Origin of the sequence: uncultured Nostoc sp. (genome assembly GCF_937863485.1) — a bacterium.
Lineage (GTDB): Bacteria > Cyanobacteriota > Cyanobacteriia > Cyanobacteriales > Nostocaceae > Nostoc.
This window is the reverse complement of the sequence record NZ_CALMFY010000225.1, coordinates 1-20,402: the sequence shown is the minus strand read 5'-3', so window position 1 is coordinate 20,402 and position 20,402 is coordinate 1. Positions and strand designations below refer to the sequence as shown.

General features: G+C 43.5%; 17 protein-coding genes and 1 pseudogene. 11 read left to right on the top strand and 7 right to left on the bottom strand.

The features are described from left to right. Together Q0541_RS30935 and Q0541_RS30930 are read left to right on the top strand one after the other, a co-directional pair. On the top strand, positions 1 to 585 hold a 585-nt coding region (locus Q0541_RS30935; RefSeq protein WP_298920164.1), incomplete at its 5' end, for a GAF domain-containing protein. A 629-nt stretch (positions 586 to 1,214) separates the two neighbouring features. Then, positions 1,215 to 2,078: an oxaloacetate decarboxylase gene (locus Q0541_RS30930; RefSeq protein ID WP_298920162.1), complete on the top strand. Its 864-nt coding sequence runs from the start codon at positions 1,215 to 1,217 to the stop codon at positions 2,076 to 2,078. 358 nt (positions 2,079 to 2,436) lie between these two features. Here the strand turns inward: Q0541_RS30930 and purN are convergent, their stop codons facing one another. Beyond that, positions 2,437 to 3,072 carry a phosphoribosylglycinamide formyltransferase gene (purN, locus tag Q0541_RS30925; RefSeq protein ID WP_298920160.1) on the bottom strand — a complete coding sequence of 212 codons (636 nt, stop codon included), beginning with the start codon at positions 3,070 to 3,072 and terminating at the stop codon, positions 2,437 to 2,439. Positions 3,073 to 3,307: 235 nt separating this feature from the next. Between purN and Q0541_RS30920 the strand changes: the two genes are divergently transcribed. The 3 genes from Q0541_RS30920 (at position 3,308) to Q0541_RS30910 (ending at position 4,970) form a co-directional block, all read left to right on the top strand. Next, the gene (locus Q0541_RS30920; RefSeq protein ID WP_298920159.1) at positions 3,308 to 3,508 is read left to right on the top strand and encodes a hypothetical protein; all 201 of its coding nucleotides are present in this window, start codon (positions 3,308 to 3,310) and stop codon (positions 3,506 to 3,508) included. 218 nt (positions 3,509 to 3,726) lie between these two features. After that, the gene (locus tag Q0541_RS30915; protein ID WP_298920157.1) at positions 3,727 to 3,888 is read left to right on the top strand and encodes a hypothetical protein; all 162 of its coding nucleotides are present in this window, start codon (positions 3,727 to 3,729) and stop codon (positions 3,886 to 3,888) included. 200 nt (positions 3,889 to 4,088) lie between these two features. After that, complete coding sequence (locus Q0541_RS30910) at positions 4,089 to 4,970, top strand: carbohydrate ABC transporter permease (RefSeq protein ID WP_298920155.1); 882 nt, start codon at positions 4,089 to 4,091, stop codon at positions 4,968 to 4,970. A 158-nt stretch (positions 4,971 to 5,128) separates the two neighbouring features. Here the strand turns inward: Q0541_RS30910 and Q0541_RS30905 are convergent, their stop codons facing one another. Then, positions 5,129 to 5,695 carry a thermonuclease family protein gene (locus tag Q0541_RS30905; RefSeq protein ID WP_298920153.1) on the bottom strand — a complete coding sequence of 189 codons (567 nt, stop codon included), beginning with the start codon at positions 5,693 to 5,695 and terminating at the stop codon, positions 5,129 to 5,131. Positions 5,696 to 5,867: 172 nt separating this feature from the next. Here Q0541_RS30905 and Q0541_RS30900 point away from each other — a divergent pair, with 172 nt between their 5' ends. The 5 genes and pseudogenes from Q0541_RS30900 to Q0541_RS30880 all read left to right on the top strand — a co-directional run bounded on the left by Q0541_RS30900 (position 5,868) and on the right by Q0541_RS30880 (position 12,957). Continuing rightward, the gene (locus Q0541_RS30900; RefSeq protein ID WP_298920151.1) at positions 5,868 to 6,614 is read left to right on the top strand and encodes a ferritin-like domain-containing protein; all 747 of its coding nucleotides are present in this window, start codon (positions 5,868 to 5,870) and stop codon (positions 6,612 to 6,614) included. Positions 6,615 to 6,915: 301 nt separating this feature from the next. Next, positions 6,916 to 7,002, top strand: a pseudogene (locus tag Q0541_RS30895) (IS5/IS1182 family transposase); the annotation flags it as partial. 384 nt (positions 7,003 to 7,386) lie between these two features. Beyond that, positions 7,387 to 11,820, top strand: a complete 4,434-nt coding sequence (locus Q0541_RS30890) for a nitric oxide synthase oxygenase (protein ID WP_298920149.1) — start codon at positions 7,387 to 7,389, stop codon at positions 11,818 to 11,820. Positions 11,821 to 11,853: 33 nt separating this feature from the next. Beyond that, complete coding sequence (locus Q0541_RS30885) at positions 11,854 to 11,985, top strand: hypothetical protein (protein ID WP_298920147.1); 132 nt, start codon at positions 11,854 to 11,856, stop codon at positions 11,983 to 11,985. A gap of 630 nt (positions 11,986 to 12,615) precedes the next feature. After that, positions 12,616 to 12,957, top strand: coding sequence for a helix-turn-helix domain-containing protein (locus Q0541_RS30880; protein ID WP_298920145.1), 342 nt, complete (start codon positions 12,616 to 12,618; stop codon positions 12,955 to 12,957). 85 nt (positions 12,958 to 13,042) lie between these two features. On the opposite strand, the gene Q0541_RS30875 is transcribed toward Q0541_RS30880, so the two are convergent. From Q0541_RS30875 to Q0541_RS30865, 3 genes are all read right to left on the bottom strand, one after another. After that, positions 13,043 to 13,435 carry a hypothetical protein gene (locus Q0541_RS30875; RefSeq protein WP_298920142.1) on the bottom strand — a complete coding sequence of 131 codons (393 nt, stop codon included), beginning with the start codon at positions 13,433 to 13,435 and terminating at the stop codon, positions 13,043 to 13,045. A 28-nt stretch (positions 13,436 to 13,463) separates the two neighbouring features. Then, the gene (locus Q0541_RS30870; protein ID WP_273764637.1) at positions 13,464 to 14,069 is read right to left on the bottom strand and encodes a VWA domain-containing protein; all 606 of its coding nucleotides are present in this window, start codon (positions 14,067 to 14,069) and stop codon (positions 13,464 to 13,466) included. A gap of 212 nt (positions 14,070 to 14,281) precedes the next feature. After that, complete coding sequence (locus Q0541_RS30865; protein ID WP_298920139.1) at positions 14,282 to 14,887, bottom strand: VWA domain-containing protein; 606 nt, start codon at positions 14,885 to 14,887, stop codon at positions 14,282 to 14,284. Between the two features lie 552 nt (positions 14,888 to 15,439). Here Q0541_RS30865 and Q0541_RS30860 point away from each other — a divergent pair. Then, entirely contained in the window at positions 15,440 to 18,022 is a 2,583-nt protein-coding gene (locus Q0541_RS30860) for a PAS domain S-box protein (protein ID WP_298920135.1), read from the top strand. 133 nt (positions 18,023 to 18,155) lie between these two features. Here the strand turns inward: Q0541_RS30860 and obgE are convergent, their stop codons facing one another. Both obgE and Q0541_RS30850 read right to left on the bottom strand, forming a co-directional pair. Next, entirely contained in the window at positions 18,156 to 19,184 is a 1,029-nt protein-coding gene (gene obgE / locus Q0541_RS30855; protein WP_298920130.1) for a GTPase ObgE, read from the bottom strand. A 66-nt stretch (positions 19,185 to 19,250) separates the two neighbouring features. Then, positions 19,251 to 19,928 (bottom strand): Mo-dependent nitrogenase C-terminal domain-containing protein, encoded by a 678-nt coding sequence (locus Q0541_RS30850; RefSeq protein WP_298920127.1) that lies wholly within the window; start codon positions 19,926 to 19,928, stop codon positions 19,251 to 19,253. Positions 19,929 to 20,402: the final 474 nt, after the last annotated feature.

Genomic DNA, 20,402 nt, shown 5'->3' with positions numbered 1-20,402 from the left:
CAAGTGGGATTTGCTCTCGACCATGCAAGACTCCTGCAACGAATCGAAGCTGAAAGGATGCGAAGTCAGTTACTAGTGGATATTACTCGCAGCATTCGCCAATCGCTCAACGAAGATGATGTAATCAAAACCACTGTAGAAGAGGTTCGCAAAGCCCTGAGTACTGACCGAGTACTGGTTTATAGCTTTTACGCTAATTGGTTGGGAATTATAATTGCCGAATCAGTGCTTCCAGGTTATCCCAAAGTTTTGCGGTCTAAAATCCACGACTCCTGTTTCACTCAAGGCTATGTAGAAAAGTACCAGTCTGGTCGCGTTGTTGCAATCAACAACATTTATGAGTCTGATTTGGCTGATTGTCACATTCGCCTGCTCGAATCCTTTTCTGTGAAAGCAAATTTAGTAGCACCCATTATCAAAGATGAGCAGCTATTTGGCTTGTTAATTGCACATCAGTGTTCTGGGCACCGTGATTGGCAACAGCCTGAGATTGATTTATTTACCCAGATAGCCATGCAAGTAGGATTTACTCTCGATCATGCTAGGCTCCTACAAGCGTATGAAGCTGCTGAAGCTAATAATTAATAGCTTTGTGGCAGAGTAACAGTGTTCATAGGTGTCAACTTAAGCTGAAATCTGCTGACTGTATGAGTTTTACCCTCACCCCCAGCCCCTCTCCCAAAATTGGGAGAGGGGAGTAAATTCTCCAGTTCCCCTTCTGCCAATATGGGATTCGGGGTTAGGGGATGAGGGCAATCCTAGAACGCTTGCTAAACCTAACTTCTACGTTAAGTTGACACCAATGAGCAGTGTTGCGCTAATTTTAGTTGAAGACATGGAAATTATTCTCCAGTAACTTTCTTCAAATTAGAGTTCCCACATATACAACTCAAATTTTCATATCCCATTCCTCTGTGACCCAGATTTTTAAACCACAAAGGTAGAAGCGCACAGTTGTGCTGCCATACTGTATCCTCAAAGTGAGAATATTTTTTACCTCAACAGGACTTACGCTAAAATCATGAAAAAGCTTACAGCAGAATTCAAGTATTTGAACCACATCTGTCGTAGGGGCGCAAGGCCAAGATTCCCTACCGCGTGGTCTATTTACCTGAAAATAGCTGTAATTTATCGAACTGCCAAGAACGCCGAGAATTCGTAGAGTGTGCGTAAGTCCTACTCAAGTTTCTGCAATGCCTGAATTTTGAATTTTTATGTCTTCTTCTCAAAAACTGCGACAGTTACTTGCACGTCCTGAAATTATCATCATCCCAGGTGTTTACGATTGTCTGGGAGCCAAGCTAGTTGAGCAGACAGGTTTTGAAGTAGTGGTTACAAGTGGCTTTGGGATTGCCGCTTCCACGCTGGGTTTACCAGACTACGGTTTTGTTACTGCTACCGAAATGCTCTATAGTGTGGGACGAATTGCTCAGTCGGTGAATATTCCCCTAATTGCAGATTTAGATACTGGTTATGGCAACGCTTTAAATGTTGTCCGCACAATTAAGGATGCTGTCCAGTTGGGGGTGGCTGGTGTATTACTAGAAGACCAAGAATGGCCGAAAAAATGTGGACACTTTGAGGGCAAACAAGTTATTTCCCAGGCGGAACACGTTGGTAAAATCAGGGCAGCTGTGGAGGCGCGGGGTGATAGCGGTTTGGTGATTATTGCTCGTACTGATGTCCGTGCGTTACTAGGTTTAGAGGAAGCGATCGCTCGTGGTCGGGCTTACATTGCCGCTGGTGCAGATATACTATTTGTAGAGGCTCCCCAGTCTATTGAAGAATTAAAAGCGATCGCCGCAGCTTTCCCGGATGTGCCACTAGTAGCTAATATCGTTGAAGGTGGTAAAACTCCCGAAGTTTCTCCAGCAAAGTTACAACAGTTGGGCTTCAAAATTGTGTTTTTCCCTTTGACTGCTCTCCTAGCTGTCACAAAGGTAATGACTGCTTGTTTTCTTCATTTAAAAGAACAAGGAACCACCACTGAATTACCTGATTTGGTTAGCTTTCAAGATTTTCAAGAACTCGTCGGCGTTCCTGAATATCTGCAAATAGAACAGAAGTTTAAATCATGACTGTTGTTCCTCGTCATACCCAAATGCAACAGAGTTAACTGTTTATTTATGACTTTTTATATTATGTCCGCTTGATTACTTATTAAACCCCAAGAACCTCTCCCCGAAGAGCCTACAGTGATGTACACAAGTCGGAAATATCTTACGAACCTGGGTTTGGACTCTCGTATTACCCCACCCTAACCCTCCCCGATGGATTGGGGAGGGAACCAGATTTCCGATCTCCCCCCAATACATCGGGGGGATTAAGGGGGGTAATACGACTTGTGTATACACGGTAGCCCCGAAGAGCGGGGAGGGGTTCTTTTATTATCGCCAACAACATCATGTATTTTTACGTTAGGCTTAGTGCACCTTTTCAGGAAGAGGCCGCCAGAGCGATCGCCAGTGGCAAAATCCGATGTTCCTGAATTTGAATCCTGGCGTGGAGTGTTTCTGCTGTATCATCCGGTAATACTGGTACTGCGGCTTGCATTAATATTGGGCCACTGTCCATTTCTAAACAAGTTATATGCGCTGTACAACCAGTGATTTTTACTCCAGATGCCAAGGCTTGTTCTACAGCATGAATTCCTTTGAAACTAGGTAACAAACTAGGATGGATATTAATAATCCTCTCAGGAAAAGCATCAATGAAAACTGACGTTACCAGTCGCATCCAACCTGCCAAAATCACCCATTCCACATCGTAGTGCCGCAATGTCTGCACAATTTTCTCATCAAACTCTTCTCGACTTTTATAGTTGCGGTGATTCAATAAAACAGCTTCTACACCTCTATTGGCTGCTCTTACGGCTGCTTTCGCCGAAGGGTTATTGTAAATTAAAACTTGAATTTGGGCATTTAGCTGCCCATCTTGGATAGCTTGAGCAACTACATCAAAATTGCTGCCATTCCCAGAAGCCATAATTCCCAGTTTTAGAGGGGCAACTTGTTGGCAATCGCTAATGCTGGGAGAAACTAAGCTAAGGGTAGAATCAGGGCACAGGGTCATAACAGCTAAGAGGGAAAATTATAGATGTCAAAAAAATATACTAAGTCTTGGTTGGATAATGATACAGTAGCTGCCTGGATTTTTCTCACATAAATAGATAGAATTTCATCCTTGTTGCGATGTCTACGACGGGCTACGCCTACGCCTGATGAGGTTTTGCTGTAAAAATTTAAACAAAACTCGTCCAATTAATGCCACGATCTGCAAAATCTCCAGCAAATTTTGGGGCTGCAGAATGAGGACACGATGCCGATTAGAGGCACTAGTGACTGCACGGTTTAAGACACATCAGCAAAACCTGCAAACATATCAGCAGGCGTTTACAATAGCAGTGCGACAGGAGTTTCCGCTAAGTGCAGCAAGCCGCGATCGCTTACGGCAAACCCAGCAGCAATTAGAGCTTGCGGATAGAGATATTAAGGTGTCAAAGCTATAGTTGTGAAAGCTGTTGTTGCTCCACCAACAAATCGATAAAACTAACAACAATCAAAGTGAGTAGGCAGCTATAAATAGACTTACAGCAGTGGGAAAGAATTTGTGTAGGTTGGGTTGAACGAAGTGAAACCCAACATCATCAAGGCTTGTTTGGGTTTCGTTCCTCAACCCAACCTACAATTATCGCTAACTGAACCGTATTCCTATATAGAGATAATTATGAGCCAAGAGCTTACCCAAGCGATCGCCTCAGAAGTTCAGCTATTCCACAGCATACAGATACCTCGAAGTCATGTTGAAGTACTTGAAAGTCGTGTTGAGGTACTACAAAGTCGTGTTGAGGTACTTCAAAGTCGTGTTGGAGTACTTCAAACTTTTTAGGACCGAATTCAAGTATAGAGGTGCGACACATTTTTATTTTTTAGGCAAAACCTACGCAGTATTGCATCAAAATTGCTACCATTCCCAGAAGCCATAATTACCGAGGCGACTTGTCGGCATACATCGCTAATACTGGGAGAAACCAAGCTAAGGGTAGAATCAAGGCGGAGAGTCATAACAGCTGGGAGGGTTAATTATAGATGCCAAAAATATATACTAAGTCGTGGTTGGATAATGATCCAGTAGCTGCCTGGATTTTTCTCACACCAGCACTAATTTTGTTGGGCGTTTTTATCATTTGGCCGATCGCCTATTTGTTTTACCTCAGTTTCACCGCTGGTAGTTTTACTTTAAAAGGTATTTATTGGATAGGCTTAAAAAACTATTGGCGCTTGCTACTAAATCCCGACTTTTGGCAAGTTCTGGGTAACACCTTTTATTTTACAGTTGCCACCATCATTCCCAGTTTAGTTATCTCCTTGGGATTGGCAGTACTATTAAACCGCTCCATTCCCTTGCGGGGCATCCTGCGAAGTGTCTATTTTCTACCTTCAATTATCTCACTTGTGGCAGCAGGTTTGGGATTTCGCTGGCTGTTTCAAACATCAGGGCCAGTTAACAGACTTTTAGATTTTTTTGGCATTTCACCCATACCCTGGCTAGGAGACACATTTTGGGCAATGCCGGTACTTATTTCAATGAGTATTTGGAAACAACTAGGTTTCAATATGGTAGTTTTTTTAGCAGGGTTGCAAGCAATTCCTCCTAGTCGTTATGAAGCAGCAGATTTGGATGGAGCAAATGCTTGGCAACAATTTTGGTATATTACTCTGCCCGGATTGCGCCCGACTGTGATATTTGCAATCATCACCACTGCGATTTTTACATTGCGGAGTTTTGAGCAAGTTTATGTGATGACTGACGGTGGCCCACTGAATTCGACTAATTTGCTAGTTTACTACATTTACCAAGAGGCTTTTGGTCAGTTTGATTTTGGTTATGCAGCAGCAGCCGCGACGGTGTTATTAGCAGTGACGCTGGTACTAGTTTATTTGCAACTGCAAACTTGGGGAGAGGAGTAGAGGTTATCAACCTAATTCATAATTATTAATTCATAATTCATAATTAAAAAGGATTTGTAACCAGTGCTTGTGCAAGTATTTAGAGTTCTAGTTGGGGTTTTGGCGTAAGCGCTTAGTCGAACGGTTTAAATCCCCTCACATAAGATAATTATGAATTTTTACTTCTTATATAGGCTGCGATATTCCCAAGGATTAACAAATTTAGTATCACTCCAAACGCCAAGCCGTTGCTGCTTCGCTTCAACTTCGGCTTGTTGAACTAAGTTTTTACTAGGACACTTGTTTAAATAGGGACGATACACTTTTGCTAACCCTTCTTGCAACAATACCTGTTGTACAAAAGTGCCATTTTTTAACCGGACTTCGGCAATTTTGCGCCCATAACGATCGCTATCTGTGATATTCAATGTCACGCGATCGCCTCCTTGTTGCACCAGTTCTTGCACCCGTTGTTGGGCTTTCACACCCCAAGTAAATTGATTGCGATCGCTAATGCGTTTACTCTGCTTTTCTTTGTTAGTATGAGCTATTTCTGGCGCATCTACACAGGCAAAGCGCACGGTAAGATTTTTGCCGTTGGTATCTTTAACTACTAAAGTATCGCCATCACTGACTCGCTCAACCGCGTCTCCAGAAGTACCGATAAAACGATCGCAGCCGATTAAACCGAAAATCATGATAGTTGCACAAAGCCAAAATCGCACTGGTTTAGTTAATTTCTCCATTCAAACTCACCTGCATTACCTCTGTGGGATGATATTAGCAAAATGCAAAGATATATTTATTAACTGTAGGCAATTCAAAATCCCAATTGGTAAGACCCTTTGGCGACAACCGAATAGAAAATGCGGATTAGTATAAGAATTGTAACCCTCCAATTGTCAGCGGGAATTCCTGATGAACTTCTTAACTCACATTCTGCATCTAGCTGGTTCAGGCGTCTTTGCCTATTACTCTGCTGCTCAAATTCGTGATTTGAAAACCCGCCCCAACATCCTTGCAGGGTTTCAGTTGGCGGAATCTGGCTCTGTGCCGTTTTTAACTGCACTTGGCGATCGCGCAGCTGCTGAAGGCGATACATGGCTAGCGGAAAAACTAGCAAAACATGCATCAGATGAAACTAGGCATGGTAAAATCTTTGCCCACGCTTTACAACAGTTGGATAAACAAGTTATAGATTTCAAGCGTCAACCCCAAACTCCATCCACAAAAAAATCACAACAGCAGCGTAGTCCCTTTTTCGCAGCATTCTTTGAGGGCTACCCTCAAGAACAGCTCAAACCTGATGTGATTGATTGGGATGTATTTATGGCTAGCACATACATTCTGGAGTTAGATGCTAGCAAAGACTTTAAGCGAATGGCGAAAGTATTACCTGATAACGAGCCAACTGCTCGGAACTTGAAGTTAGGAATGCTAAATATTGCCGAAGATGAAACTGGACATGCTGCTTATCTCTACGAAGCGATGATGCGACGGATGTCTGCTACTAAAGTACAAGAACTTGTAGATATGTGGCGAACCCGCAAGGTAAACGCCATCTTGGCAATGGTTGGCGGTATTCTCCAGCGCAACGGTGAAACGCGATCGCTAGTCCAAGATAGTGCGCCATCGGAAATCGATTCTGAGTTGGTAGCTACGTAATTATAGATATCCTTGAGTATCTAATGTTAAAAAATTGAGAACATTTAACATCTAGCTTTCAAGGTAGGAGGTCTACCTCTTGCCTTCTTCAAATTAATTCCCCACTTCTTTCCTTGCCGATAGGATTTCGCCATAAACGAACCATCTGCCGATTCATATTTAAACTTTGGGTAATTTCACAATGGTTTTGACTATCAAATGCCATGATAATTATTTTTTAACTCGTAGTGCTAGGAAGTTGTGGCATGTTGTGTCTGTTTATCAACTGTTGGAGTTGATGACACTCGCCATCGCTTAAATTGGGTTCTAGGTTCTACCGAGACGATGGGTATTTGAACATACTTTGGGTTGGTTAGGACGCTATCAACATCTAAGTAAGGATTACGAATAACTAGGTCGGCGTAAAAATTTGTTGTTGGTATCAGGCAGGAAGAAGGAGGCAGGAAGCAGCAGGGAAGAGGATTTTAGCCTAGTTTATCTTTGTTTACATAGTTTAGTTTTATCATGCCAACTTACTTATTGCTAGAAGTAAGTGAGTTAATAATTTATGCAGATCTGGTGCAACTGATGCTCCGTAATCTCGCTTCTTGAGTATTAATTTAAACTCTCAACCCGCGTCTTTATGTTGACTTTATAAATTAAAATGTTTACTTTACAAATCAAATTTTATTATCTACCTTTAAATAATTAGGATAAATTAAAAAAAAATATAAAATTTCTGGCGAACAGTACATTTAACTACACACTCCTCTCACTCATTGACTTTTCAAGCATGAATGACAATCAACGAATTATCCACCTAACCGAGATTTCTGCACTCGATTTCCCGGCTTCAAATAATTATAAGTATAAATGCCATTTGCAGGTAGTTTCCGAAGAGGGACAAAGCTTGTTGTCAAGGGATCTGCTGAACCGCACGCAACCCAGTTGGTTGGTAGATTTGAAAAACAAGGGAGACTGCACGATCGCCATTACTCTGCGTTACCGGGAAGGGGACATCACTCAACCTTGGCAGGATGCTGGAACGGTGGCGTTTGCCACCCAGGAGTGCCTGAATGGAGAGCGCAGCACTGAGTTAGAATTTCCGATTACAACTTGGAACCAGGCGCCCCAATTGAAGCTAAAAACTCGCCTGACTCTAAGTAGCACTGAGGGAAGTAGCAGCACCTTTACAATCTTGGGGAATCAAAACAGTACTCGCCGCACTCACGGCAAAGGGACTCAGACAGAGGGCGAGTTCGAGATGCCAGAATCTGTTCCTCTCTCGCCGCAAGAAGAAGTGATTGTCAAAGACGCTTGGAACAAGCTGCGGGCATGGAAAGAATTGCAGATGGAAAAGTTCTTGAAGCGCCTGTTGCTAGAGTCACCTGAATTAGAGTACATCTTCGGGGAAGCGATTAACAGCATCAATGACTTTTTCTTTGAGTTGTTTGATTGCTGCATCCACCAACTTCAGCCTGAAACTCAGAATATAATTGGGGAACCCTTAATGGGCGTACCTCCAGAAAAAGGGGATTCGTTTGACACGGTTGAGGATTACGGTGCGCTGTTTGCCGATATCGGGATGCGTCCCCAGCACTGGTTGAAGGCACGGCAGGTGTGGATGTGGATGCTACCATCGATTCCTTACCTGGAAGAGTACGATCACCAGGATTTAGCAAAAGGCGCAAACTCTGCCCTCTACCGCTTCTTCAATACCCATGTGATTGTGCCGATGGTAGAGGCAAATCACCGCTACAATCGGGCTTTGCCCCCAGAAATGCTGCAAAAGATGATGGGATCTTGGCAGGTGTTTAGCCAAAATAAGCAAGTCATGGGAATGGAGTTTTATCAAATCCTGTTTGAGAAATATCCCTTTGTATTGCCGATTTTTGGACGAGCAGACATGGATTACCTGTCTCTACACCTGTTTCAGGCATTGGAATTTCTCGTCCAATGCCTAAGAAGTGGCAGCAGTGATGAGATGATCCGAGAGTTGCGCTTCTTAGGGCAGGTGCATATTAATGCAGGGGTGCCATCCTGTGCTTATCCGGCAATAACGGATGCTATGTTTACCTTGTTTGAGCGGTACATACCGGACTTCACGCCAGAGTTACAGCAGGGATGGCAGACGTTAATCGATCGCGCTGTGAATGTAATCAAGCTGCCCAAGCTGAATGAGGAACGATTGCTCAAAAAAGCCAAGCAGTACCTGGAGCTAATCGCCACTGAGCAGGCATGGGAACCGGAGGACAGGGCACGACGCTGGGCAGAAATTCAAGAGGAAGTACACGCCACCGGAACCTATACCCACACGTATGAAGAAGTCGCGTATGGGGCACAAGTGTCATGGCGCAATGCATCCAAGTGTGTGGGGCGGATTCAGTGGAATAATATGGTGATCCGCGATCGCCGCCACGTTAGCGACCCTGATGAGATGTTCTGTGAACTCCAAGAACATCTACAGTCTGCGACAAACGGCGGTAACCTCCAGATTACGATGACCGTCTTTCGTCCTAAACATCCTAAGGAACGCTGGGGGCCACGCATCTGGAATCCACAATTAGCTCGTTATGCCGCATACAAGCAACCGGATGGTAGCATTCTGGGCGACCCTGCCAACCTGGACGTGACAAAAGCGATTATCAAATTGGGCTGGCAACCCCCTGAACTACCCACGGAGTACGACATTTTGCCTTTAGTGATTGAAGCTCCGGGTATGGAACCGAAGATGTACCACTGGAATCGGGATGAGATTCTGGAAGTGGAAATCGAGCATCCCACGATTTCTGAATTCAAATCATTGGGCTTCCGTTGGTACGCCGTCCCTGCTATTAGCAACTTTTCAATGCACGTTGGCGGCATCACTTACGCCTGCATTCCTTTTAATGGCTGGTACATGGGCACTGAAATCATGCGGGATTTCCTGGACGAGTACCGCTACAACAAGATGGAGGACATCGCCAAAGTTCTCAAGCTCGATACTAGTTCTGAGCAGACATTGTGGCGCGATCGCGTCGCATTGGAACTCAACGTTGCTATCCTCTACTCCTTCCAAAAAGCGAAGGTGACAATGGTAGACCATCAATCTGCCTCTCGTCAATTCCTAGCGCACGACTTACGCGAGAAGAAAGCAGGACGCGAGTGTCCGGGGGATTGGGGTTGGGTTGTACCCCCATCGGGAGGAAGTGCCTGTCCGGTCTGGCACCACCAGATGCGCGACTTCTACTTAGAGCCAGCCTATCACCATGCTGCCGATCGCTGGGCAGTCGAAGATGGTATTGACCTGGAAAAATTGATCACCACTACCGACGAGGACGACAACAAGCAAGACCGCATCCTGATTCTTTACGCTTCCGAGACAGGTACTGCTGAAGGCTTTGCGCGGAAAGTTGCTCGTCAACTCCAGCGATTCCGTCCCAAAGTGATGGCGCTGGATGAATACAACACCGACACCCTGGCATCGGAGAAACTCCTACTCATCGTCACATCCACCTTCGGCAATGGCGAAATACCTGGAAACGGCAAGAAGTTCCTCCAGTGGTTGAAGAAACAACCTGCGCGTTCCCTCGACGGTTTGAATTACTCCGTTATGGGCATTGGTAGTACCGTTTACGAAAACTTCTGCGCTGCCGGAATTTCCCTAGATAAGGCACTCGCCAAGGCGGGAGGTAACTGTATTGTGCCACTTCACAAAGGCGATGAAATTAAGGGACAAGCCGACACCTTCAAACAATGGTTAGGACTGGTTTCCCGCATTCTGGGTGAGGATCAAAGCTCCGCCGATGCGACAGCCCAAGCCGCACCTCAACTGAAGGTTACATTCTTGAGTGAGACAGAAGCAACACATGTTTCACCAGTAGAAGTGAGTGGAGACAGAGGTGTTGAAGTACCTCTGGTTGCCAATAGCGAACTGCTCAAAGAAGTGATTCCCGGTAGCCGTTCTACTCGCTATCTTCTCTTTGATATTTCTAATACCGATTTGCAGTATGAAACAGGTGATCATGTTGCAGTTTATCCTTGCAATCCGGCAAAGTTGGTGAATCAGTTGTGCGATCGCCTTTCAGTATCCCCCAACACCTATTTTACAGCTCGTTATCTAATGCCCGATGGTACGGAATTAGAAGAAAAACCTCCTGTTACCGTTCCCACAACCATCGGACAGGTTCTCTTGGAAGACCTGGATCTGACTTTGCGCGAACCATTCAATGACCTGCTTACTTACCTATACTCAGTAGCACAAAATCCCCAGGATAAACAACGCCTGGAAACCTGGTTGGAAATTCTGCGGCAAGGAGATGAGCATCCCGACAGCATCACGCTCAAGAAAACGATCACGGACAACTTCATCAGCGTTGTCGATCTGTTCAATGAGTTTCCTTCTGCCCAAATTACCCTAGAAGTCCTGCTAGAGTTGTTGCCGAAGCAGAAACCACGTCTCTACTCCATTTCCTCTTGTCCTCTACTTCATCCTCAGCACATCCAAATCACAGTTGGAGTGTTGCAAGTTAAAACGGATGCAGGTAAAACCCGTCAGGGACTCTGCTCCAACTACCTTGCCGGACTGGAAGCGGGGGCAAAGGTTCGCATCAGTGTCCGCACCTCCGGCTTCCGTCCACCCAGCGATCCACTCGCGCCAATGCTGATGGTTGGGCCGGGTACGGGGGTATCGCCGCTGATTGCCTTCCTCCAGTATAGGCAAGCCCTATTGCAGCAGGAAACACAATTAGGTAATGCTTGCTTGTACTTCGGCTGTCGCGATCGCAGTGACTTCCTCTATGGAGAGCAACTTGTAAGCTGGCAGAATCAAGGCGTGCTGACTGGGTTAGAAGTTGCCTTCTCGCGTTTGACCGAGAAGAAAGTCTATGTGCAAGGCTTAATGGAAGAAAAAGCTGAAGAACTCTGGCGAATACTCAGTCATCCGCAATGCCACTACTATGTCTGTGGCGATGCCAAGATGGCAGACGATGTGTTTGAAGTGTTTATGGCGATCGCTAAAACGGAAGGGGGATTATCGCATATTGAAGCTGTTAGTTTCTTCAACAAAATGAAGCAAGAAAAACGCTTTTCCAGTGATGTTTGGGGCGTGGTGCTGCACTTCAAGGAAGCGATTAAAGAGGTACAGCATGACAACTACTCGAAAGCTGAAAAATGGCTTGAGCGTGTGCAGGAATCTGCTGATAGTCAAGCCGCCGTTCAGGAGGAATTGCAACTGCTAACTATCTAAAGAAGGGAATATCGCATTTGGCTGATTCCACCAATGTCAGCTTCTAGGACTCCGGTGTATACGGTATTTGAAAATCGTCTAATGATCGCAGCAACCGAGGCGATCGTTAGGCGGTATGCAAAGTGTGGCGCAGGTACTACTTTGAGGAATGAAGATGACCATTGACTTTTTAGGATATTAATATAATTACTTATTTATTAAATTAACAAAACAAGTTAATTTAATAACTGTTTGTAAAGCTCACTTATTGAAATAAGAGTTAAAACAAAAACATAAAATTGGTTGAAACTTGCCTTCCAGCAGAAACCGCAGTCATATCAGGAGTTTTAACTATATATCGTGAGCGCTCTGCGACCTCGTACTTATACTTTATTGACAGGTAAAAAAAATACATATAGCTTAAAAATTTTGTGGTATTTTTAGTTTCAGTTTATTATTTTTTCAGGGAGTAATTCATGCTAACTGAACTTCAGAAGAAATTGACCTATTATTTTCATATATTTGACGTTGATAATAAAGGGGTTTTTGGAAAAGTGCGACTTTGATAAAATTATCAATGCTTATGCAGAAGGTTACAACTTAACAATAGAATAGGGATTTATGGTTCGGTTGATTTCTACAGGCTAATAGCGATGTCTACACCTAATTCATTATCAATAAGCGGTGCTTAATGCTATTATTTGGCTCTTTATTGAGATTATGCCTTTCTTACTGACAAGATACGTTTGCCCTGAATCCCCACCTAAAAAATAAAGAACAAGTAAACCTGAGTCAGGTTCTTCCTACAAAAAAACTATGAAAGCTGAAGCAGAAAACCATCGCAGGCTGACTTGTGAAGTAGAAACTACCCTAAAGGTGATTGGTGGACGCTGGAAAGTTTTGATTATTAGAGAATTAATGACTGGCGTCAAACGGTTTGGTGAGTTGCAACGGGCTTTACCTGGAGTTACGCAAAAGATGCTGACCCAGCAACTCAGAGAAATGGAAGAAGACGGCATTATTCATCGAGAAGTTTATCCCCAAATTCCACCCAAGGTAGAATATTCTCTAACGCCTTTAGGAGAAACTTTGCAACCAATTCTCTATGCTATGCATGAATGGGCTGTTCAACATTTAGCTAGAACAAATCACCATTAATATTGAGTATAGGTAATAAATAATTGCTAACTTATAATTTGAGCTAGCAGATTTATCAGTAGGGTTTTGAATTTTGAATTATTTATTAATTGCTTCTTAAATATTCAATCGCTGCCTCTAATTTGGAAGAGTAACTTTCAGCAAACCTTTCAAACCAAAGTCCTTCGGACGAAAGTGGATCTAGTCTGGCTAACCATTCTTTTGCCTGCACTTTCAAAGCCTCTATTTGTTTAGCTTTGAGTTGTTCTTGTCGAACCCTTTCCTGTTCTAGTTCTTGCTGTTTTTTTAACTCAATAGCAGCATCCTGTTGGGCAAAATCAGCCTGAATTTCTGCCAAAAGGTTATCGATGAAAGATGCCGACTTTGGCGCTGGTGGAATAAAGGATTTGGCTGTGGCTGATTTTGACTGCTGCGGTTGAGGTTGTACTTCTTTGTATTCAGCTTGCAGTTCAGCTAACAGCTTATCAAGGGAATCCATTTTTGTAATTCCTAATAATATAGTATAGCTAGTCATTAATGGCATTGAGCAGCACTTCCGATAGACTCAAATCTTCCATATCTTCCATAGTAATTGTGTCACAGATATCAAACTTAGCACCAGCACTTTGGAGTTCATCGTCTAAGACTTTGAGAAAGCGGGTAGCTTGTGGATCTGTGCCGACTTGAATGAAGGAAATTGCTAATTCTTCATCTCGATCGATACGGCGAGAAGCTTCAATAATCACTTTCATGACTGCTTTGCGATCGTCTGGTTCACCATCAGTAACCACTAAAATTGTTTCACCATTTGGCTTTGTTTGACCGGCTGCTTTGCGTTGTAAGTAATCATCAGTTGCGTGTTTTAACACACCTGCTAAGTCAGTTGTACCTGAGGGATCATTTTCTCGAAAAATTTGCGCTACTATGTTGGATGTCACATTTTCGTATCGTTTAAATTTACCAGAAAATACATAGATAGTGATGCCGTCTGGGTCAAATTGCTCACACTTACTAGCTAAAGCTAAAGTAGATTCCTGTGCTGCAACCCATCGACTTCTACCGCCCTTTTGATCTTGGGTTGCCATGCTGCCGCTTTTGTCAATAATCAAGGTATAGTCACGATTTTCTAGCATTATTCAATTCTCCAATTAAGAGTCAATCGATTTTGGATTTTGGATTTGAGATTAACCGTTAACCTAAAGGTAGGGTATTGGGAAAGGAATTTGGGATTTAGGATTTTTCCATAGTTGAAACTAGTTGCTCTGAAACCAGGTTTTAATTTTGAATCCTTCAATCCAAAATTTAAAATTTAAAATTGCTTATTGGACTATGGGTGATCAACAGATTAGTCAGTGATTGCGTTCGTCAATACATCTACAAGGCTCATTTCTTCTAAGTCGTCTAAAGTGACGGTATCGCAAATATCAAATTTAGCGCCAACACTTTGCAACTGGTCATCCAAAGCTTTGAGGAACTTAGTTGCTTGGGCATCTGAACCGACTTGAATGATCGAAATTCCTAATTCTTCATCACGTTCCATCTGGCGAGTAGCATGAATGATGACTTCAAACACAGCTTTGCGATCGTCTGGTTCACCATCGGTAATGACTAAAATTGTCTCTCCGTTTGGCTTCGCTTTCCCGGCAGCTTTGCGTTGAAAGTAATTATTTAGGGCATCCTGAAGTACACCTGCTAAATTTGTTGTCCCAGAAGGGTCATTTTCGAGAAATATCTGTGCGACTTTAGCTGAGGTGACATCATCGTAGCGTTTAAATCTACCGGAAAACAAGTAAACAGTAATACCATCGGGGTCAAACTGTTCGGCCTTTCTTGCCAAAGCCAGAGTAGACTCTTGGGCTATTTCCCATCTACTTCTACCACCCACTTGGTCGGGTGTGGACATACTACCGCTTTTGTCAATAATTAATGTATAGTCGCGATCGCTCATCATAATATTCCGATGATTGTTACCCTGTGGTTCTAGTCTAACTCCGTTTTTTTACTAGTAAGCAAGGCTTTTAAGCTTTTGTATTAATTCTGCTACTTAAAAAAACCACGCCACAGATGATGAATGCGTTGGCGTAGCCCGCCGCAGGCATCGCTAATGTGTCTTTGTTCCTGGAGAGAATAGAAATCTTCCTAGTACAGCACGGCGGAAATAAACAGACCATTAAAAAGCCCTAAAAAGCTTATTCCATAATACTTTTGACTTTTGACTTTTGACTTTTGACTTCCGCCTTGCGGTACTAGTCCTCAGCCCCCAATCCCCTGAAAACACTAAAAGTTAGACATTGCTTTGCTTGTTGCATCCATATTTAGTGTGGGAATAATAAATACTACTCATCTTCACACACGGAGCTAAATAAACGTGAGTTCGACAAACCTCTCCCTGCCTTGAATTCTCGTTCAAGTCTTTCCCTCTCCGACGCAGAGAGGGGCGATTTTACGTAGTAAAACTAGAGAGAGGTTTCTTTATTGCTTAATTTTAGAGATAAATTCTGGTATGAACCATCCTAGATTTTTAGATAACTCCGCACAAAAACAAAACACGCAGCAGCAAAACTTTTCGCCGACATTTCTGCATCAGATGATCAATGGCATATCTGACCCAATTTTTGTCAAAGACCGTCAACATCGCTGGGTATTACTTAACGATACCTACTGTCATTTCGTAGGTCATAGCCGAGAAGAATTAATTGGTAAGTCAGACTATGATTTTTTTCCTCAAGCAGAAGCTGATGTGTTCCGGCAACAAGATGAACTGGTTTTCACTACAAATATTACTAATGAGAACCAGGATCTTTTTACCGATGCTCAGGGTATAACTCATCTCATATCTACAAAAAAGTCTTGCTTTGAGGATGAGACTGGTAATAAATTTCTGGTGGGTAGTATTCGAGACATCATTTTAGAGAATGAAGCCGGAAAAGTTCTGGGTGTGACTGGCACACTGCGCGATCGCCGGCAAGCATCAGACCTACACCGCACTAATGCTGTGCTGCAAGCTCAACAAGAAGCTTCCATCGACGGAATTCTGATTATTGATGAAAATCGTAAAGTTGCATCATTCAATCAGAAATTCTCCAAGTTATGGCAAATCCCTGCGGCACTGCTTGAGACAGGCGACGATCGCCAACTCCTGGGATGGGTACTAGACCAACTACTCAATCCAGACGAATTTCTGGCTAAGGTGGAGTATCTTTACCAGCATCCAGAGGAAAGCAGCCGTGATGAAATTTTCCTGAAGTTTGGAAAGATTTTTGACCGTTATTCTGCACCCGTGCGTAAACACCAAGGAGCTTATGGTGAGACATCACCTTTAGAAGATTATTACGGTAGAATTTGGTATTTTCGCGACATTACCGAATACAAGCAAGCAGAGGCAGAACTCAGAGCTTCACAGCAAAGACTGGCGTTGCTGATTGAACAAACACCTTTAGCCATTATTGAATGGAATACTAACTTTGAGATTCAGACATGGAATCGGGCAGCAGAAAGAATCTTTGGATACACCCCAGAGGAAATGCTGGGGAATCGTTTTGAGATTATAGTACCTGAAAACGCCAGGAAACACGTAAATGAGGTTATCACTGCCCTGTTAACACAACGAGGAAGAAGTTTTAGTGTCAACGAGAACGTCACTAAAGATGGCAGGACGATGGTCTGTGAGTGGTATAACAACGCATTAGTGGCTCCTGATGGCCAGGTTGTTGGCGTTGCCTCAATGGTATTAGACATCACAGAACGCAAACGAGCAGAAGAGGAACAGCAAAAATTTGTAGCGTTGATTGAAAACAGCAGCGACTTTATTGGCATTGCTTCAATGGAAGGGCAAATTCTCTATGTGAACCCTGCCGGACTGAAGATGGTGGGACTTAGTAGCCTGGAAGTAGCCAAAACCAAATCCTTGGTTGATTGTTATTCACCAGAAGCTTTTGCAGAGTTTCAGCAACAGATTACTCCTTTGATATTTCAACATGGTTTCTGGCAAGGCGAGTTTCGCTATAGGCATTTTCAAACGGGGATAGAAATTCCCACTGATTGCAGCCTGTTTCTGGTTAAACATCCTGAAACAGGAGAGCCTTTCTGTCGGGTAGCTGTTATTAGGGACATTACAGAACGTAAACAAGCCAAGGAAGCCCTGCTCAAGTCGGAAGCGCAACTACGACAACAAGCCGAAGAACTTAAAGTTGCACTCCGCGAACTTCAACACACCCAGACTCAGTTAATTCAAAGTGAAAAGATGTCCAGTTTGGGTCAACTAGTCGCAGGAGTGGCACACGAAATCAACAATCCGGTCAATTTTATCTATGGCAACCTCAGCCCTGCCAAGGAATACACTCAAGATTTACTTTCACTTTTGCAACTCTACCAAAGTCATTATCCTCTACCTGTGCCAGAAATTGAGGATTTTGCAGAACTAATCGAACTGGACTTTTTGAAGTCAGATTTGCCACAAATAATCAACTCAATGAACATTGGGGCAGACCGCATTCGGGAGATTGTGCTTTCCTTACGAACTTTTTCACGCTTAGATGAAGCCGAAATGAAAGCCGTTGATATCCATGAGGGAATCGACAGTACTCTGATGATTTTGCAAAGCCGCCTCAAGACTAATGACCAACGTCCGACAATTGAAATAATCAAAGAATACAGCAAACTACCGCGGGTTCAATGTTACGCTGGGCAGCTAAACCAAGTATTCATGAATATTTTGACAAATGCGATCGATGCTTTAGAAGAGAGAGTGGGGAGCAGGGGAGCAGGGGGAAATAACCAATGCCCAATGCCCAATTCCCAATCCCTAATTCCGACAATTCGCATTTGCACCCAACTACTGGAGCCAAATCAGGTAACAATTAGGATTACCGACAATGGATTGGGAATACCAGAAGATGTTAAGAAACAACTATTTGACCCCTTCTTTACTACCAAGACCGTTGGTAAAGGCATGGGGATGGGACTTGCCATTAGCTACCAGATCATTACAGAAAGACATGGCGGTTCCTTAAAATGTATTTCGCAGCCAGGACAAGGCGCTGACTTTGTGATTAATATTCCCCTGATTCAGAATACGTCAACATAATTCGTAATTTTAAGAGCTTTCCTACCATACCGTGAGTAAAAAAAAAGTATTTCCGCTGCCAAAACCACTTTCCTTCTGGAAGTAGTAATTACGAATTACTCTCTCCTGGTGATTATGAATTACGAATTAGTAATTATCTAAATACCTCCACTTCTTCAGGAACCTTGATTTGGTCGAGAATTCCCCAGATTTCCTGTAACATCGGCTCTAACCCGGTGCGAGTAACTGCTGAAATCACAAAAACTGGGGCGTAGGAGAGATGATTAAGTTGGGTAGCTAACGCATCCAAATCGACACTTTCCCGATCAACTGCATCAATTTTGTTAAGTGCCAAAATTTGCGGGCGTTCTGCTAAACCCCGTCCATAAGCTTGTAATTCTTGCTTAATTGTGTTATAGTCTCGAACCACATCATCACTAGTAGCATCAATTAAGTGAAGTAATACCCGCGTGCGCTCAATATGGCGCAAGAAATCATGTCCTAGCCCTGCTCCTTGAGCTGCTCCCTCAATTAGTCCCGGAATGTCGGCGAAAACAGTACCATCGCCAGTAGGTTTCCGCACTACACCCAAATTTGGGATGAGGGTAGTGAAGGGGTAGTCTGCGATTTTTGGGCGTGCAGCTGATAAAGATGAAATTAAAGTGGATTTACCAGCATTTGGTAAGCCAATAATCCCCACTTCGGCCAAAAGTTTTAACTCCAGACGCAGCTGCTTTATTTCCCCTGGTAATCCTGGGAGGGCGTATTCTGGGGCGCGGTTACGGTTACTCAAGAAATGCTGATTTCCCAAGCCGCCTTTACCACCTTGGGCAATCCGCAAAGTCTGCTTAGGCTCAGTTAAATCTCCCAGCAATTCGCTAGTTTCAGCATCATAAATGGTTGTACCACAGGGAACTTCGATGATCAAATCCTTTCCTGCTGCTCCAGTGCAGTTATTTGGCCCACCACGAGTCCCTTTTTCTGCCTGAAAGCGATGGTTGTATCTGAAGTCTAGCAAGGTTTGCAGGTTTTCATCGGCAACGAAAAATACCGAACCGCCTCGTCCCCCATTACCACCAGAGGGGCCACCAGTCGGCACGTACTTCTCACGCCGGAAGGCGACTATACCATCGCCGCCCTTACCAGCTTCAACTTCAATTTCTGCTTGGTCGATAAATTGCATACTTAAATAATAGTGAGAAGTGAGGAGTTAGGAATTAGGAGTTAAAATTATAACTTCTTACTCTAACTAAATATATGGTGAAACATCTTCACCACATTTATCTGCCAGATAGGAGAGGGCGCGGAAACGTAAGCCCACCAATTGCTCATATAACGGGTTAATTTTACACATCGGTGGGATGTGGACAATCTTACGTCCAAATAGGGTGACATCCCGCTCAAAGGGACACTGAGAGGGAATCATTTTACACAAAAAGCGGGCTACTCTTGGGTCTTGGATATCTAGCCGATCGAGCCAGTCGCGCAGGGGGTGTAGTGCATTAATTTGACGTTTTGTAAGTCTAGGGCTGGGGATAGTAGAGGTAATTTGCAGTGGCTGTTCTAGGGTGTGGCGAAGGGCTTCGAGTAAATTCTCTGGCTGTTCTAAGGATTGGCAGAACTGTTGCAAAACCTGATCTTCGCTGGGAGAATAAGTACCATCTGCGATCGCTACCATTATCGCTGTCCTTAAGAAATTTTCCGCTGCTGGTGTACCTTTACCCAACACTGGGGCTAATTCCTCTGGCGTAATTATCTCTAGTGAGTCCCATTTAATCCCAAGAGCTAATTCATCTTTGGTGATGCTGGCAATTAATTCTTGTTCTTGAGGATCAAAATTACCATCTGCCCAAGCAATGGTGAGCAGTCCACGCAACCAAGCGGCAATCTGTTCGCTGCTGTAGGGGGATTGAACGGTACTTGTCATAAACTCACGTCTGGTAGCTTTCCTCAGTCACTACTAAGCTACCACTACCCAGTGACTATGAGGATGGTAGGGACAGCAGAGAAAAATCAAGAAAGTGCGATCGCACCACCAATGCCAAGGGCAAACGCCTTGTGTATAAAGGCGTAAACCAGAGAAATTTCCAAATCACAACAATCGATCTTAAGGTAAAATCCATCTGAGAGTAATCTTGAGAATTTTTATAATTAAATTTATGAATCAAATTAAAGTGATTATCGGTATTATACAAGAATTGTGACTAATTCTCCTCTGAATAACAATGAAGCAGACCCCATCGCACCATATATAATCCCTAATTTTAAGCAGCATTTGATGCTGATAGGAGTAAAATCACTATTGCTAAATAGTCGCATATATTCTCTTTTTTATATCAATTGGCACTATAGCAATCCTAAATGAGTTGTGAAAAATCACAGTTGTTGATAAAGTGAATAC